This is a genomic window from Sphingomonas sp. (assembly GCF_036269755.1).
Taxonomy (GTDB): Bacteria; Pseudomonadota; Alphaproteobacteria; order Sphingomonadales; family Sphingomonadaceae; genus Sphingomonas.
This window is the reverse complement of record NZ_DATBDV010000002.1, coordinates 77,379-93,459: the sequence shown is the minus strand read 5'-3', so window position 1 is coordinate 93,459 and position 16,081 is coordinate 77,379. Positions and strand designations below refer to the sequence as shown.

Genomic DNA, 16,081 nt, shown 5'->3' with positions numbered 1-16,081 from the left:
CTATTCCGCCGCGATCGCGACGCCGTCCGAGTCCACGCCGGGCTCGTCGTTCTTGAGCTCGACGTTGAGACCCAGGCTGCGCATTTCCTTGACGAGCACGTTGAAGCTCTCGGGAATGCCGGCCTCGAACGTGTCGTCGCCCTTGACGATCGCCTCGTAGACCTTGGTGCGGCCCACCACGTCGTCGGACTTCACCGTCAGCATTTCCTGCAAGGTGTAGGCGGCGCCGTAAGCCTGGAGGGCCCAGACCTCCATTTCGCCGAACCGTTGCCCGCCGAACTGCGCCTTGCCGCCCAGCGGCTGCTGGGTGACGAGCGAGTAGGGCCCGATCGAACGCGCGTGGATCTTGTCGTCGACCAGGTGGTGGAGCTTGAGCATGTAGATGATGCCCACGGTCACCTTGCGGTCGAACTGATCGCCCGTGCGGCCATCGAACAGGTCGGACTGGCCCGACGTATCGAGCCCCGCGAGCGTCAGCATCGCCGAAACGTCGGCTTCGTGCGCGCCGTCGAACACCGGAGTGCCCATCGGGACGCCGGGCTTCAGGTTCTGCGCGAGCTCCACGATCTCGTCGCCCGATCGGGCATCGATCTCGTCGGCGTAATGCTCGCCATAGATCGCCTTGAGCCGATCCTTGACCGCGGCGGGCATCGCGCCTGCCTTGGGGTTGGGATTGGCTTCGCGCCAATCCTCGAGCGCATGCCCGATCTGCTGGCCGAGCTGACGCGCGGCCCAGCCGAGATGCGTTTCGAAGATCTGCCCGACGTTCATCCGGCTCGGCACGCCGAGCGGGTTGAGCACCAGGTCGACCGGCGTCCCGTCGGCGAGGAACGGCATGTCCTCGACCGGCAGGATGCGGCTGATCACGCCCTTGTTGCCGTGACGGCCCGCCATCTTGTCGCCCGGCTGCAGCTTGCGCTTCACCGCAACGAACACCTTGACCATCTTGAGCACGCCCGGCGGCAGCTCGTCGCCGCGCTCGAGCTTTTCGCGGCGGTCGTCGAACTTGTCCTTGATGACCTTTACCGCGCCCTCATACTGCGCCTTGACCGCTTCCAGATCCGACTGGACTCGGTCGTCGGCGACCGCGAACTTCCACCATTCGTGGCGGTCGACGCTGTCGAGCATGTCCTGATCGATCACCGCACCCTTCTTGGGTCCGCCCTTCGGCACCGCGGTCGCGGTTTGGCCGAGAAGCATTTCCTTGAGGCGCGACCAGGTCGCGCGGTTGAGGATCGTGCGCTCGTCGTCCGAATCCTTCTTCAGGCGCTCGATCTCCTCGCGCTCGATCGCCATCGCGCGCTCGTCCTTGTCGATGCCGTGGCGGTTGAACACGCGGACCTCGACCACCGTGCCGGCGACGCCCGGGGGCAGCCGCAGCGAGGTGTCGCGAACGTCCGACGCCTTCTCGCCGAAGATCGCGCGAAGGAGCTTTTCCTCCGGCGTCATCGGCGACTCGCCCTTCGGCGTGATCTTGCCGGCGAGGATATCGCCCGGCTCGACCTCGGCGCCGATATAAACGATGCCCGCCTCGTCGAGGTTGCGGAGCGCTTCCTCGCCGACGTTCGGGATATCGCGAGTGATGTCCTCCGGCCCGAGCTTGGTGTCGCGCGCCATCACCTCGAATTCCTCGATATGGATCGAGGTGAAGACGTCGTCCTTGACGATACGCTCGCTGATGAGGATCGAATCCTCATAATTATACCCGTTCCACGGCATGAACGCGACGAGCGCGTTGCGGCCGAGCGCGAGCTCGCCGAACTCGGTCGACGGGCCGTCGGCGATGACGTCGCCGACATTGACCACGTCGCCCACCTTCACCAGCGGACGCTGGTTGATGCAGGTGTTCTGGTTCGATCGCTGGAACTTCATCAGCGTGTAGATGTCGACGCCCGACTGGCCGGCCTCGACCGTGCCGGTGGCGCGGACGACGATGCGGGTGGCGTCGACCTGGTCGACGATGCCCGAACGCTTGGCGGCGATCGCCGCACCCGAATCGCGCGCGACCGTCTCTTCCATGCCGGTGCCGACGAACGGCGCCTCGGCCTGGACCAGCGGCACCGCCTGGCGCTGCATGTTCGATCCCATCAACGCGCGGTTGGCGTCGTCGTTCTCGAGGAACGGGATCAGCGACGCGGCGACGGAGACGAGCTGCTTGGGGCTGACGTCCATCAGCGTGATATTGTCGGGGAGCGCCATCAGGAACTCGCCCGCCTGACGCGACGAGACCAATTCCTCGGTGAAGCCACCGTCCTTGTTGAGCTCGGCGTTGGCCTGCGCAATCGTGTGCTTGGCCTCTTCCATCGCCGACAGATAGACGACCTCGTCGGTCACCTTGTGGTCGACGACCTTGCGGTACGGCGTCTCGATGAAGCCGTATTTGTTCACGCGGCTGAACGAGGCGAGGCTGTTGATCAGGCCGATGTTCGGGCCTTCCGGCGTTTCGATCGGGCAGATGCGGCCATAGTGCGTCGGATGGACGTCGCGGACCTCGAAGCCCGCGCGCTCGCGCGTGAGGCCGCCCGGCCCGAGCGCCGAGACGCGACGCTTGTGCGTCACTTCGGAGAGCGGGTTCGTCTGATCCATGAACTGCGACAGCTGCGACGAGCCGAAGAACTCGCGCACCGCGGCGACCGCAGGCTTCGCGTTGATCAAATCGTTGGGCATGACCGTAGTCAGGTCGACCGACGACATGCGCTCCTTGACCGCGCGCTCCATGCGCAACAGCCCGACGCGATACTGGTTCTCGAGCAGCTCGCCGACCGAGCGCACGCGGCGGTTGCCGAGATTGTCGATATCGTCGATCTCGCCCTTGCCGTCCTTGAGGTCGACTAGCGTCTTGACCACCGCGAGGATGTCCTCGGTGCGGAGCGTCGTGACGGTGTCCTCGGCATCCAAGTCGAGGCGCATGTTGAGCTTGACGCGGCCGACCGCCGACAGGTCGTAGCGGTCGGGATCGAAGAACAGGCCAGCGAATAGCGACTCCGCGGTCTCGAGCGTCGGCGGTTCGCCGGGGCGCATCACGCGATAGATGTCGGACAGCGCCTGCTCGCGCTCCTCCGCCTTGTCGGCCTTGAGCGTGTTGCGGATCCACGGACCGGTCGTGACGTAATCGATGTCGAGCAGTTCGACCCGGTCGATCCCGGCCTGGTCGAGCTTTTCGAGATTCTCGGCGGAGATTTCGTCACCCGCCTCGACATAGATTTCGCCAGTCTTCTCGTTGATGAGATCGTACGCCGAGAAGCGGCCGAAGATTTCCTCGGTCGGGATCAACAGCGTCTCGAGCCCGTCCTTGGCCGCCTTGTTGGCCGAACGCGGCGTGATCTTGGTGCCGGCGGCGAAGATCACCTCGCCCGACTTCGCATCGACGATGTCGTAGGTCGGCTTGACCCCGCGCCAATTCTCCGCGGCGAACGGGATCTGCCAGCCACCCTGGCCGCGGACATAAGTCACGCGGTTGTAGAACTGGTTGAGGATGTCCTCCGACGTCAGCCCCAGCGCGTACAGCAGCGCAGTCACCGGCAGCTTGCGCTTGCGGTCGATACGGACGTTGACGATGTCCTTGGCGTCGAACTCGAAATCGAGCCACGAGCCGCGATACGGGATCACGCGCGCGGCGAAAAGGAACTTGCCCGAAGCGTGGGTCTTGCCGCGGTCATGGTCGAACAGCACGCCCGGCGAGCGGTGCATCTGGCTGACGATCACGCGCTCGGTGCCGTTGATGATGAAGGTGCCGTTCTGCGTCATGAGCGGCATGTCGCCCATGTAGACGTCCTGCTCCTTGATATCGATGAGCGACTTGGCCTCGGTCTCGGCGTCGACCTCGAAAGTCGCGAGCGTCAGCGTCACGCGCATCGGCGCGGCATAGGTGATGCCGCGCTGGCGGCACTCGTCGGTATCGAACTTCGGCGGCTCGAGGACATAGCCGTCGTTCTTCTTGATATCGAGCTCGGCGGTGCCGGCGAAATCGCGGATTGGGAACACGCTGCGCAGCGTCTTTTCGAGCCCCGAGACATAGCCGATCGAGGGATCGGAGCGCAGGAACTGCTCGTACGATTCGCGTTGAACCTCGATCAGGTTCGGCATCTGCACGACTTCGTGGATATTGCCGAACACCTTGCGGATGCGCCGCTTCGCGGTGCCTTCGCTGCGACGCTGCTTGACAGCGCCTTCGATCGCCTTGGTCGCCATGTAAGGTATTGCCCTCGATGTTAGCGGGCTGCCGCCCGCAAATTCGTGCCCCGGAACCCCGGGACCAGGCACGCAGACGACGCGAAAAGGCCGCACATCCAGCTCACGTTCGGAACAGGACAGGCAGCTTCTCGGCGTCGTATGAACCCCAGCCTTCCATTCGTGCCGACACGGTGCGCGACGCCGCGTCATTTCCCGAAAGCTGTGGTGGAGGCGGCGATATAGGGGCGGTGTTGGAAAGTGTCAACGCGGGGCTGGCGGCTCACGAAAAAAGTCAATGAAAATTTTTCCGGTGTGTTTGCTTTGTGATTCAATGCATTGTGCAAGTGACCTGCCACACATCACTCGTTCCGCAGTTGCGAAATGCGGAACTAGTTTCGGGTTCCCATCATTGTTGATGCGTCATGAAACAGCTTTTCGCCCCCCATCTCGCCCGTGCCGTCGCGCCGTTATTGTGCGCCACCGCACTCATCTCAACCCCCGCCTTCGCGCAGGATACGCCGCAGACCACCCCGCCGGTCGTGGTGACTCCGCCCAACACCGCGACGGTGACGATCCCACCGGTCGTTCCGACCGTGTCCAATCCGGATACGAGCAGCGCAGCCGAGCCCGCTGCGGCGCCCGCGCTGCGCGCCTCGACTCGATCGAGCGCGACCCGCACGGCCACGCGGACAGCTACACGAACCCCGGTCACGCGCGCTGCGGCCCGCGCCACCGCGCCGGCACCGAGCGCTTCGGCTCCCGCCGCCGCGCCGTCCGCACCCGAAGCCGCGGCGCCTCCGCCGGCACCGGTCGCTGCCCCGGCTGCCGTGCCGCCCGCGCCAGCTTCGCAAGCGGCCGCTACCAACACCCAATCCACCGCATCGACCAGCGCGGTGCCGATTTGGGCGTGGGTCGCCGGTGGCCTCGCCGTGCTGGCGATCATATTGGTGGGCGCCTTCGCGCTTCGCCGCCGTCGCACCGACGCCTATGACGAGTCCGACTATGTCGACGGAGCGTATGTCGAGCCAGTCGCTGCTGCCCCGATGGTCGAGGCGGCGCCGCTGCCGGTCGCCGCGATCGAGCGCGAGGAGCCTGAATATGTCAGCCGCAGCGAGGCCGTTGCGGATGTCGAGCCCGCAGTCGGCGCGCTCGAAGATCTCGAAGTGGCCAGCGTTCCGGCCGACGAGGTCGCCGAGCTGACCGCCGCCGCCGCGCCGGTTGCCGAACGTCCGTGGCTCGAGTTCGCGATGCGCCCGGTCCGCGCCGGCACCAACGTCGACGAAGCGCTGGTCGAGATCGAATTGACCGTGGGCAATTCGGGCTCGGTTGCCGCAGAGGACGTCCGCATCTCGACCTTCCTGCTGTCGAGCGACGCCGACGGCAGCGAGATGGAGCGGCTGCTGGTGGATCCGCCCGCCGATGCCAGCACCGATCCGGTCACCATCCAGCCGGGCGAGGGCAAGCGCATCGACGCGACGCTGGCCTTGCTCAAGTCGGAGATGGGTGAAAACCTGCCCGAGTCGTTCCGTCCGATCGTCGTCGCCGATGCGCGCTACACGCTCGCCGACGGCAGCGAGGGCCGCACTTCGGCATCGTTCACCGTTGGCGTGACGCCCGAGGAAGGCGAGGGGCTCGAGCCGATCGAATTGTCGCGCGCGGCAATGCACGACAATGTCGGCGCCGAGCTCCACGGCGAACCCGTTCGCGCCTGATCCGCTCCCTGGTCAGGCGACAGCGCGCCCGTCCCGCCCATGCGGGGCGGGCGTCGTCGTGTCCGGCATTGCGCAAGCCCGCCATAGCGTCTTAGGAGACGGCATCCTTTCCTTGCCCGGAGTCGCATCGGCATGTTGAAGAAGCTGGCGTTGTTGCCGTCCCTCGCTCTGGCCGTCGCTCTGGTCGTACCCGCGATCGCGCAGGATGCGCCGCAGACCGCGCCGTTATGGCCGCGGGGCGACACCGACATCCCCGCCAAGTTCACGCCGCCGGTCGACGCCAACGCCGATTACATCAAGCGCGAGGTGATGATCCCGATGCGCGACGGGACCAAGCTCTACACCGTCATCGTCATTCCCAAGGGCGCGATCAATGCGCCGATCGTGCTGACCCGCACGCCGTACAACGCCGCCGGCCGCGCGCATCGTACGGACAGCGCATCGATGCTCGCGACGCTGCCGCTCGCCGACGAGATGTTCGTGCGCAACGGCTATATCCGCGTCTATCAAGACATTCGCGGGAAATACGGGTCCGAAGGCGGCTACGTCACTACGCGTCCGGTGGCCGGGCCGCTCAACCCGACCAAGGTCGATCACACCACCGACGCCTACGACACGATCGACTGGCTGGTGAACAAGGCGAACTTGCCGCAATCGAACGGCAAGGTCGGGATGATCGGGTCGTCGTACGAGGGCTTCACCGTCGTGATGGCGCTGCTCAACCCGCACCCGGCGCTCAAGGTCGCGGCGCCGCAAAGCCCGATGGTCGACGGCTGGATGGGCGACGACTGGTTCCATTACGGCGCGTTCCGCCTCGCCAACATCGCGTGGATCGGCGCACAGACCGGATACAAGGGCAACGGCAAGGCGCCGCCGACCGGCGGGTATGACGATTACGACAATTTCCGCACCGGATCGGCGGGCGATTGGGCGAAGAAGTCGGGATACGACCAGCTGCCGTTCTGGACGCGGATGTCGATGCATCCGGCCTATGACGAATTCTGGTCGGGGCAGGCGCTCGACAAGCTGCTGGCGAAGAACCCGTCCAACGTCCCGACGATCTGGGAGCAGGGGCTGTGGGACCAGGAGGACATGTGGGGCGCGATCCACAGCTATGAGGCGCTACGCGGCGCCGGCCAGACGAGCAACAATTTCATCGTCATGGGGCCGTGGCGCCACAGCCAGATCAACCGCGAGGGCCGCAGCCTCGGCCCGTTCCAGTGGAACGGCGACACCGCCGCGCAATATCGCGAGGACATGATCCTGCCGCTGTTCAATTACTATCTGAAGGACGGCCCGCCGGTGACGCCGCCCGCGGCGACGATCTACAATACCGGCGAAAACCACTGGGACCGCTTCAGCGACTGGCCGCTGGCGTGCCAACAAGGCTGCGCATCACCGCTGACGCCGATCTATCTCGGCGGCGATGGCGGGCTCGGATTCGACAGCCAGGCGCCGGGCGGCGACAGCTACGTCTCTGATCCCGCCAAGCCGGTCCCGCATCTGCCGCGCCCGGTCAATTTCAACGACGGGCGCTGGGGCGACTGGCTGGTCCAGGACCAGCGCTCGTACGATGGTCGCCCCGACGTGATGACCTATGAAACCCCGGTGCTCGACAAGGCGGTGCGCGTGTCGGGCGTCCCGATGGCCGATCTGTTCGCCAAGACGACGGGCACCGACGGCGACTTCGTCGTCAAGGTGATCGATGTGTTCCCAGCCGAGAACGCGAGCGATCCCAAGATGGGCGGATATCAACTGGCGATCAGCCTCGATATCTTCCGCGGCCGTTATCGCAACAGCTTCAGCAATCCGTCGCCGATCCCGGCCAACCAGGTGCAGGAGTACAAGTTTACGCTGCCCGCGGTAAACCACGTGTTCGAGCCGGGGCATCGGATCATGATTCAGGTCCAGTCGAGCCTGTTCCCGCTCTACGACCGCAACCCGCAGAAATACGTGCCCAACATCTTCTATGCGCAAAAAGGCGATTACCAGAAGGCGACGGTGACGATCATGCGTGGTGGAAAGACGCCGAGCATGGTGTGGCTGCCGGTCGTGCCGCTTACGCCGTCGCAACTGATACGCTAGGGGCGGTTATTGGCGGTGCCGGCCCGCTCCCCCCCGACCACCCATAGGATAAACTGATTGGGCGGCCGGGCGGGGGAGCGGGTCGGCACCGCATCTGTTTCAGCCCCGCTGAAACAGCGTATAGGCACGCCGCGCTGCGGTTGGCGCGCGTTCAGGTAGAAGACGTTAGACGTGATCGGGATGAAGGCTTCGTTGGGGATGACGTGCGCGGGCGTGTGGCTCGCGGTGGTGGCGATGCTGCCGGCGGTGGCGGCGGCGCAGTCGAACACGGCCGCGCCGCAGACCAACCCGGGGATCAACTTCAACCTGCCGCCGTCGCCGCGCGCGACGCCGCAGGCAGCGCCGACATCGGGCCCGGTCGTCGCGCCGTTCAACCGGCCGATCCCGACGCCGACGCCGATCGTGGTTCCGCTGTCGACCCCGACTCCGCGGGCGACCAGCGCGCCGACGCCGGCTAATACGCCTTCCGCAACGCCGACCCGCCGCGCGACGGCGACCGCGCCGGCGAGCCAGACGACGCCTGCGCCGACGGCGAGTGTTTCGCCTGCGCCGCAAGCTTCCGCCACCCCTGCGCCGCCCGTCACAAGCGAAACGCCCAACGTGACGGCCACCGCGACGCCGACTCCTGCGGCGACCGAGTCCGCGACGCCCCAGCCTGTCGCGGCGGGCTGGTCGTCCAGTACGACCGTCGCGATCGTCGTCGCAATGCTCGCGCTGTTGGCCGCGGCCTGGTTCCTGTTCGGCCGTCGCCGCAACCGCGACGAGGATATCGTCGAGGAGACGCCCGAGCCGGTCGCTGCCGAAGCGCCGCCCGAGCCTGGCCCGCTACCGGCGCCGAGCGGGCATATCACCATTCCCGCCCGCCGCCGCGCCCTCGAGGAGAACGCACCGCGGATCGAGGTGACGCTGGTCCCGCGCCGCGCCGGCACCAACCTGACCGGTGCGGCCGTCGATTACCGCGTGACGGTGCGCAACACCGGCACGATCGCCGCGCGCGATATCCGCGTCTCGATGTACATGTTGAGCGCCAGCGCGCGCCAGGTGCAGGATCTGCAGCAAATCTTCGCGGCCGCGGTCGATCAGCCGGCGGTGCCGCCGTTCGAGCTCGCGCCGGGCGGCGAGATCGTGCTGTCGGGCATCGCCCAGCTCCCGCGCGAGCAGATCAACGTCATGACGATCGAGGGCCGACCGTGGTTCGTCCCGGTCCTGGCGATGAAGGCCGAATATCGCTGGGGTGAGAATGTCGGCGCGCCGGGCGTCGCCACCGCTGCGCACATGATTGGGATCGACCGCGGCGAGGGCGCGAAGATGGCGCCGTTCCGCCTGGATGGCAATCCGCGCATGCACGCCGAGGTGGCGGAGCGGAAGGTGGCCTAGCGTCGCGCCGCGACGATGGCGTCGCGCATCGACGGATACAGCAAGTCATTGCCGTAGCCGCTCAGATGGTCGCCGTCGAAGAACATCGACCGTCCATCGGCGGCGACCGCGCGACACGGATCGCCGGGGCAGAGGATCGGGAACGGATCCCATATACTGAGCGCCGGATACGCCCGCGCAAGGCCGGCCATCGCCACCATCACTTGACCGCGCATCGCTGCAATTCGCCCGCGCGCGATCGCCATGCCGCCGGCACAGATCGGGTTATCGCGGTCGTACCAGTCGGCGCATCGGAACGGCGGCGCGGGGAAGATCGGTTTGGGCGCTTCGATCACCACGCGGAATCTGGCAGCCTGCAGCGCGGTGAGCGTCGCGCGTGCCTCTGCGAGCGCCTTGGAGGATACCGAATTGTCGACCGGCGTGTCGTGCGTCGGGTCCGGACCGTATTGGTTCATGAGCCGGGTCAGCCGCAGCCCAGGCAGGAATACGACGTCGCCGGGACGGCCCAGCCGGCGCAGGTCGTCACCGAACGCCTGGTAGAATTCGGCGCAATGCTGCCCGACGTCCTTCGGCTGGATCAGCCGCAAATAAGGGCAGCCGGGATGGAAATAGCTTCGCACCGGCGCGCCGAGCTCGGCGGCGATCTGGCGATAATCGGGGAGATAGGCGGTGTTATGTGAATCGCCGATCGCGAACATTCGAAAGCCGGCGGCCGGCATCGTGCAGCCGCGCGGCGTCCACACCTCCACATCACCGCCGCCGCGGCGCTCGCGGGTCGCGTTTAGCGTGCAATGCGTGCGCGCGGGGTCGAGCGGGCGTTCGGCATCGGGGTACCAAGTGGCGTGGTCGCGCGTGACGCTGATCGACAGGAGGTCGCCGCGTGCCAGCATCGCAAAGCCGATCGCGGCGCACGCCACCGTCGCCACCGCCATTCGCGCGACGGTGCGCCGGGGCGGCCGGGCGGCCAGCTTCGCGCCGCGGCGGATCGGTCGTTCGACGGCAAGATAGGAGAGCGTCGCCAGCGCGAATGCGATCGCGAGCGCGGCAAGCTGGTATGCGCCGCGCTCGAGCCCGACGGTCCAGCGGAACATCACGAACACCGGCCAGTGCCACAGATAGATCGAATAGGAGAGCAATCCGATCGCAACCGGGGCCCGGCTTCCGAGCAACCGGGCGGCTGGCCCTTCCGGGGTCGCGACGATGCTCGCGATCAGCCCGAGCGTTCCAATCACCGGGAGGAGCGCCATCGGGAACGGGAACCCGCCACCGTCGTGGAGCGCCAGCGCCAGCACGACCAGCGCGATGCTCACTCCCGCCAGCGCGGCGCGTCGCTGCATCGTCCAGCCCGCGATCCAGGGCCGCCATCGCTCGGCCGTCAGGCAGAACATCATGCCCAGCCCCAATTCCCAGAAGCGGCTGACGATCAGGTAGAAAGCGAACTTGCGGTCGATCGCGCCCAGTATGCCGCAAACCGCGAACGACGCGAGGCTGACCCATCCGATCAGCCGCACCGCACGGCCGGCGTCGAGCTTCGCGCTGTCGAGACGCTGATGCCAGAACAGCAACAGCGGGAAGAACAGATAGAATTGCTCCTCCACCCCCAAAGACCAAGTGTGCGTGAAGGGATTGAACCCCGCCTGCACGCCAAAATAACCGTCGGTGTCGGTCGCGAGGATGATGTTGGAGAGCCCGAAGAACGCGGACCGCGCGGTCTGCGGCACCGCGCGGCTGAGCCAGGCTTCGGGGATCAGCAACTGGTTGACGAGAATCGCGACGAGCAGCATCGCGAGCAAGGCCGGCATGATCCGGGTCAGCCGCCGCGCGTAGAAAAACGACAGCATCTGGCCAAGGCGATCGAACCGCCGCCCGAGCATCGACGCGGTCACGACGAACCCGGAAATGGCGAAAAAGATGTCGACGCCCGCGAACCCGCCGGGCAGCAGACCGGGGCGCAAGTGATAGGCCACGACCGACAGCACCGCGGCCGCGCGCAGCCCGTCGATCGCGGGAATATATCCCAGCCGCTTCGGCGCGGTTTCGCCGGTCAATTCGGTAGTCCCCCTGAAGGCGTGGTTAAGGGCATCGGGGGCATAAGAAAAGGGCGGCCCAGGTGGGGCCGCCCTGATCTTTTGCTCTGGGTCCCGGCCTGCGCCGGGATGATTTTACGCCGATTGCCGTAAAATCACTTGAGCTCGACGGTCGCGCCGGCTTCTTCGAGCTGCTTCTTGACCTTCTCGGCCTCGTCCTTGCTCACGCCTTCCTTGACGGCCTTCGGAGCCGACTCGACCAAAGTCTTCGCCTCGGTCAGGCCGAGACCGGTGAGGGCGCGGACTTCCTTGATGACGTTGATCTTCTTGCCGCCGTCGCCGGTCAGGATGACGTCGAACTCGGTCTTCTCTTCGGCGGCCGGGGCAGCGCCACCGCCGGCGCCACCGGCAGCGGCAACCGCCACCGGAGCGGCGGCCGAAACGCCCCACTTCTCTTCGAGGAGCTTCGAAAGCTCCGCTGCCTCGAGGACGGTCAGTTCGCTCAGCTGGTCAACCAGCGCGTTCAGGTCTGCCATGTATATTCTCCATGCGGGCGCTCTGGCCCATAAAGTTCAGTTCAACTCGAAAGATTACGCTGCTTCCTTGGCCCCATACGCACCGAACACGCGGGCAAGCTGGGCCGCCGGAGCCTGAGTGAGCGACGCGAGCTTCGATGCCGGCGCCTGAATCAGGCCGACGATCTTGCCGCGCAGTTCATCAAGCGACGGAAGCGTCGCGAGTGCCTTCACGCCTTCGACGTTGAGAGCCGTCGCACCCATTGCCCCGCCGACGATTTCCAACTTGTCGTTGGTCTTCGCGAAATCCACGACCACCTTGGCCGCAGCGACAGGGTCCACCGAAGTGGCGAGACCGACCGGCCCGGTGAGCATGTCGCCCAGCGAGAGATAGTCGGTGCCGTCGAGCGCGATCTTGGCAAGCTTGTTCTTCGAGACCTTATAGGTCGCGCCGGCCTCACGCATCTTCGTCCGCAGCTGAGTCGACTGAGCGACGCTGAGGCCGAGGTTGCGGGTGATGACCACCACGCCAACCTCGGAGAAGGTCTGCTTGAGATCGGCGACGGCCGCGGCCTTTTGAGCACGATCCATGCCATTCTCCACGTTCTGAGCTCGCCGAAACGAGCTCGGTTCAAAGCGACCTTGCGAGAGCCGCAAGGCCAGATTTCCGTCGATAAGGGGCATGGCGCCTGGCCGCATTGGAAAGCGGCAGTCCGACGCGCCGAGGCGCGAGCGGTAAATTCCATTCCCCGTCTAGGCAGGAGATTAAGCGGGAAACCCGCACCTGCTGTCTCGGACGGTAACGCTTGCCCCGGACGAGCCGGTGCGAGCGAAGGCGCGCCAATATACGAGCGTGCCGCGAAGTCAACCTTTCGCCTCGCGCGCACCGTGCTATCACTCGTGTAAATAAGGGAGAGGATGATGACCAGAACGGGATGGCTGGCTGCGTGCGCGACGCTGGCGCTGCTCGGCGGGTGCGGCGGGCCGAAGACCGACGCCAACGGCTTCACGGTCGATCCCGATTTCGAAAAGCACCTCCAGCAGCAATTGCTCGACGCCAAGGCGGGCGACGTCATCACGATCCCCGCCGGCAAATATGCGCTGTCGAAGAGCCTGAGCCTCACTGCCGACGGCGTCACGATCAAGGGCGCGGGGATGGACAAGACGATCCTGTCCTTCGCCAAGCAGACGTCGGGCGCGGAGGGGATGCTGGTTACCGGCGACGACTTCACCATCGAGGATTTGGCGTTCGAGGATACCAAGGGCGACGCGCTCAAGGTCAACGGGGTCAAGAACACCGTCATCCGCCGAGTGCGCGCCGAATGGACCGGCGGCGGGAAGACATCGAACGGCGCTTATGGCCTCTATCCGGTGCAAGTCACCAACGTGCTGATCGAGGGCGCGGTGGTGAAGGGCGCGTCCGACGCCGGCATCTATGTCGGGCAATCGACCAACATCGTCGTCCGCAACAATCGCGCGGAGGGCAACGTCGCCGGGATCGAGATCGAGAATTCGAGCGTCGCCGACGTCTACGGCAACACCGCGACCGGCAATACCGGCGGTATCCTGGTATTCAACATGCCCAATTTGCCGGTGCCGGGCAGCAAGACTCGCGTGTTCAAGAACAAGGTTTCGGCGAACAATCACGCCAATTTCGGCGCGGCGGGCAGCGCGGTGAGCTCGGTACCGCCGGGATCGGGGATCATCGTCAACTCGAATGACGATGTCGAGATTTTCGACAATGACGTGGCCGACAACCAAACCGCCAACGTCATCATCTCAAGCTATTTCTCGACCGGATTCGACACCAAGAAGGGCGTCTCGACGGCGTACGATCCGTTCCCGCAAAACGTCTATGTCACGGGCAACCGCTTCAAGGGCGGCGGCACCAACCCTCCGCCGCAGTTCGTGCCGTTGAAGGCGCTCGGCGGCGGGGCGTTGCCGGCGGTGCTGTGGGACGGGTTCGTCGATCCCAAGGTTCCCGACGCGGGCATCTGCGTCCAGAACGGCGACGCCAAGTTGCTCAATGCCGACGGTCCGCACAAATTCGCGGGCGCGCGGATCGACACGTCGGTGAATTGCGCGCCCAAGGCCCGGCTGGCCGAGGTCAAGCTGCCCGCCAGCATGACCAAGGAAAAATGATGGGGTCAAGATGAGCGCGCGGCTGATCGGGTTGCTCGCGGCATTGCTGTTCGTCGCGGGTTGCCTCCACCAGCGCGACAGCGTCAATTTTATCGCGTCGGGCAATCCGGAAAAGCTGTCCGACTGGGGGCTGTTCACCGTCGCGAACGGTCGCATCGCGCCGCACGCCGGAATGGTGACGTACGAGCTCAACAGCCCGCTGTTCAGCGACTATGCGCAGAAATGGCGGACGGTGTGGATGCCCAAGGGTGTTGCGGCGACCTATGACCCTGCAAAGGCGTTCGACTTTCCGGTGGGGACGATCGTCACCAAGACCTTCTATTACACGGTCCCCGCGAACGACGCGCCGCCGCAAACCAGCGGCACCGTCATCAAGATGATCCCCGCCACCTACCAGAGCGGCGTCAGCGGCCTCGATCTCCATCACGTCCGTTTGATCGAGACTCGCTTGCTCGTCCGACGCACCGCAGGGTGGGTTGCGTTCCCCTATGTGTGGAATGCCGACGGGACCGATGCCGCGCTCGAGCGGACCGGCGCCGACGTGCCGCTGACCTTCGTCGACGGCAGCAATCGCACCGATTTCATCTATTCGGTTCCCAACCAGAACCAGTGCGCCGGCTGTCACGTGCAGGATTTCCGGACCCGCAGCATCGACCCGATCGGGCTGAAGGCGCGGCACCTCAACCGCACGTTTCCGGGCGAGGGCGGCGAGATCAACCAGCTCCAGCGGCTGGTCGCGATGGGGTATCTGAAGGGCCTACCCGAGAGCCGCGTTCCGCAGAACGGCAATTGGGAGGATTCGCGCACCGACACCGCCGCCCGCGCCCGCGCCTATCTCGACATCAATTGCAGCCATTGCCACAGCGCGACCGGCGCGGCGCGGACCAGCGGGCTGTGGCTCGACGCCGGCACCGCCGATCCGCGCGTGCGCGGACTGTGCAAGCCCCCGGTTGCCGCGGGCAGGGGGACCGGCAATCGGCCGTTCGACGTGGTGCCAGGGCACCCCGATGGCTCAATCCTCCCCTATCGCCTGGCGAGCACCGATCCCGGCGCGATGATGCCCGAGCTGGGCAGGTCGCTGGTGCATAAGGAGGGCGTCGCGCTGGTCACTCAATATATACTGACGCTCAAGGGCGCGTGCGACGCCGATAACGGACCGAGCTAGCCCCAGTGAACCCGCGCGGGCGGCCGGCGGAGCCTAGTCTCGGCCCAGCACGGGCGCGTCGGTCGCGAGGAAAGTGAGGCTGAACAGAATCAAGCCGTGCTCGTCGGTGACGCTCATCCGCCACTCGTTGCCGTTCCAGAACGTAGCCTGCTGGTCGCGCAGGAGATCGCTGGCGTAGCGAGTCGCGTGGATGCGAGCGGCAGCCAGGTCTGCTAGCTTGACCCCTTCCAGGTCCGGGACGTCTGTCCCGTCGTGAATGTTGAAATGATAGCGGGGCATGACACGCGAATTCGGTTGAGGCCGAACCGGCCCATGCACTTGATCCAGATCAACGCTCTACATCCTATGTTAGGAACGGGCACTAACCGCGCAGATTTTTCATCCCCCGAGGGGGAGAAGGGCTATTTTAGCCTCACCAGCATCGTGTCGAGCGCCTGGAGGAATCGCGACCGGTCGCTCTTCGAGAACGCCGACGGCCCGCCGAGCTGCTCCCCGCCGGCGCGCAGATCGGCCATGATCGCACGCGTGGCGATCGCGCTGCCGATCGAGCTGGTGGCGAACGGCTTGCCGACTGGCGACAGCACCGACGCCCCGGCTTTCAGGCAGCGATCCGCGAGCAAAATGTCCGCAGTCACCACCACCGCGCCGGGCGCGGCGCGTTCGGCGATCCAGTCGTCGGCGGCATCGAACCCGTCGCTCACCACGACGCGGTCGATCAGCGGGTGCGCGGGGACCCGGATCGGCGAATTGCTGACGATCGTCACCGGCACCTCGAGCCGCCACGCGACCTTGTAGATCTCGTCCTTGACCGGGCAAGCGTCGGCATCGACCAGAATGCGGCGGGACGGGTTAAGCGCGCTCATGGCCGCCTGGTGTAACCTCGAA

Annotated in this window: 13 protein-coding genes; 5 read left to right on the top strand and 8 right to left on the bottom strand. The window is 65.8% G+C overall.

The window, feature by feature from the left end:
- Positions 1-4,191: a DNA-directed RNA polymerase subunit beta gene (gene rpoB, locus VH326_RS01265; protein ID WP_329629976.1), complete on the bottom strand. Its 4,191-nt coding sequence runs from the start codon at positions 4,189-4,191 to the stop codon at positions 1-3.
- A gap of 388 nt (positions 4,192-4,579) precedes the next feature.
- Positions 4,580-5,116: a hypothetical protein gene (locus VH326_RS01260; protein WP_329629975.1), complete on the bottom strand. Its 537-nt coding sequence runs from the start codon at positions 5,114-5,116 to the stop codon at positions 4,580-4,582.
- On the opposite strand from VH326_RS01260, the gene VH326_RS01255 reads away from it, so the two are divergent.
- Positions 5,103-5,885, top strand: coding sequence for a hypothetical protein (locus tag VH326_RS01255; protein WP_329629974.1), 783 nt, complete (start codon positions 5,103-5,105; stop codon positions 5,883-5,885). The two genes, VH326_RS01260 and VH326_RS01255, sit on opposite strands and share 14 nt — an antisense overlap.
- Positions 5,886-6,017: 132 nt before the next feature.
- A complete protein-coding gene (locus VH326_RS01250; RefSeq protein ID WP_329629973.1) occupies positions 6,018-7,970 on the top strand; it encodes a CocE/NonD family hydrolase in 1,953 nt (650 codons plus the stop codon).
- On the opposite strand, the gene VH326_RS01245 is transcribed toward VH326_RS01250, so the two are convergent.
- Positions 7,967-8,581, bottom strand: coding sequence for a hypothetical protein (locus VH326_RS01245; protein ID WP_329629972.1), 615 nt, complete (start codon positions 8,579-8,581; stop codon positions 7,967-7,969). The two genes, VH326_RS01250 and VH326_RS01245, sit on opposite strands and share 4 nt — an antisense overlap.
- Here VH326_RS01245 and VH326_RS01240 point away from each other — a divergent pair.
- Entirely contained in the window at positions 8,571-9,347 is a 777-nt protein-coding gene (locus VH326_RS01240) for an LPXTG cell wall anchor domain-containing protein (protein WP_329629971.1), read from the top strand. The genes VH326_RS01245 and VH326_RS01240 overlap by 11 nt on opposite strands.
- Here the strand turns inward: VH326_RS01240 and VH326_RS01235 are convergent.
- The 3 genes from VH326_RS01235 to rplJ all read right to left on the bottom strand — a co-directional run bounded on the left by VH326_RS01235 (position 9,344) and on the right by rplJ (position 12,480).
- Entirely contained in the window at positions 9,344-11,395 is a 2,052-nt protein-coding gene (locus VH326_RS01235) for an acyltransferase family protein (protein ID WP_329629970.1), read from the bottom strand. The two genes, VH326_RS01240 and VH326_RS01235, sit on opposite strands and share 4 nt — an antisense overlap.
- Before the next feature lie 134 nt (positions 11,396-11,529).
- Positions 11,530-11,910 carry a 50S ribosomal protein L7/L12 gene (gene rplL, locus VH326_RS01230; RefSeq protein WP_329629969.1) on the bottom strand — a complete coding sequence of 127 codons (381 nt, stop codon included), beginning with the start codon at positions 11,908-11,910 and terminating at the stop codon, positions 11,530-11,532.
- A gap of 54 nt (positions 11,911-11,964) precedes the next feature.
- Entirely contained in the window at positions 11,965-12,480 is a 516-nt protein-coding gene (gene rplJ / locus VH326_RS01225; protein ID WP_329629968.1) for a 50S ribosomal protein L10, read from the bottom strand.
- Between the two features lie 330 nt (positions 12,481-12,810).
- On the opposite strand from rplJ, the gene VH326_RS01220 reads away from it, so the two are divergent.
- Entirely contained in the window at positions 12,811-14,031 is a 1,221-nt protein-coding gene (locus VH326_RS01220) for a parallel beta-helix domain-containing protein (RefSeq protein WP_329629967.1), read from the top strand.
- A 10-nt stretch (positions 14,032-14,041) separates the two neighbouring features.
- On the top strand, positions 14,042-15,196 hold the full coding sequence (locus VH326_RS01215; RefSeq protein WP_329629966.1) for an SO2930 family diheme c-type cytochrome: 1,155 nt from the start codon (positions 14,042-14,044) through the stop codon (positions 15,194-15,196).
- Between the two features lie 33 nt (positions 15,197-15,229).
- Here the strand turns inward: VH326_RS01215 and VH326_RS01210 are convergent, their stop codons facing one another.
- Both VH326_RS01210 and VH326_RS01205 read right to left on the bottom strand, forming a co-directional pair.
- The gene (locus tag VH326_RS01210; RefSeq protein WP_329629965.1) at positions 15,230-15,475 is read right to left on the bottom strand and encodes a DUF6894 family protein; all 246 of its coding nucleotides are present in this window, start codon (positions 15,473-15,475) and stop codon (positions 15,230-15,232) included.
- A 122-nt stretch (positions 15,476-15,597) separates the two neighbouring features.
- Positions 15,598-16,059 carry a YaiI/YqxD family protein gene (locus VH326_RS01205; RefSeq protein ID WP_329629964.1) on the bottom strand — a complete coding sequence of 154 codons (462 nt, stop codon included), beginning with the start codon at positions 16,057-16,059 and terminating at the stop codon, positions 15,598-15,600.
- Positions 16,060-16,081 lie beyond the last annotated feature (22 nt).

What these genes read in the sequence shown, in the direction of transcription:
- rpoB (WP_329629976.1), bottom strand. Translation starts at nt 4,191, where the DNA reads ATGGCGACCAAGGCGATCGAAGGCGCTGTCAAGCAGCGTCGCAGCGAA.
- VH326_RS01260 (WP_329629975.1), bottom strand. Translation starts at nt 5,116, where the DNA reads ATGATCGCCAGCACGGCGAGGCCACCGGCGACCCACGCCCAAATCGGC.
- VH326_RS01250 (WP_329629973.1), top strand. Translation starts at nt 6,018, where the DNA reads ATGTTGAAGAAGCTGGCGTTGTTGCCGTCCCTCGCTCTGGCCGTCGCT.
- rplL (WP_329629969.1), bottom strand. Translation starts at nt 11,910, where the DNA reads ATGGCAGACCTGAACGCGCTGGTTGACCAGCTGAGCGAACTGACCGTC.
- rplJ (WP_329629968.1), bottom strand. Translation starts at nt 12,480, where the DNA reads ATGGATCGTGCTCAAAAGGCCGCGGCCGTCGCCGATCTCAAGCAGACC.
- VH326_RS01220 (WP_329629967.1), top strand. Translation starts at nt 12,811, where the DNA reads ATGACCAGAACGGGATGGCTGGCTGCGTGCGCGACGCTGGCGCTGCTC.
- VH326_RS01215 (WP_329629966.1), top strand. Translation starts at nt 14,042, where the DNA reads ATGAGCGCGCGGCTGATCGGGTTGCTCGCGGCATTGCTGTTCGTCGCG.
- VH326_RS01210 (WP_329629965.1), bottom strand. Translation starts at nt 15,475, where the DNA reads ATGCCCCGCTATCATTTCAACATTCACGACGGGACAGACGTCCCGGAC.
- VH326_RS01205 (WP_329629964.1), bottom strand. Translation starts at nt 16,059, where the DNA reads ATGAGCGCGCTTAACCCGTCCCGCCGCATTCTGGTCGATGCCGACGCT.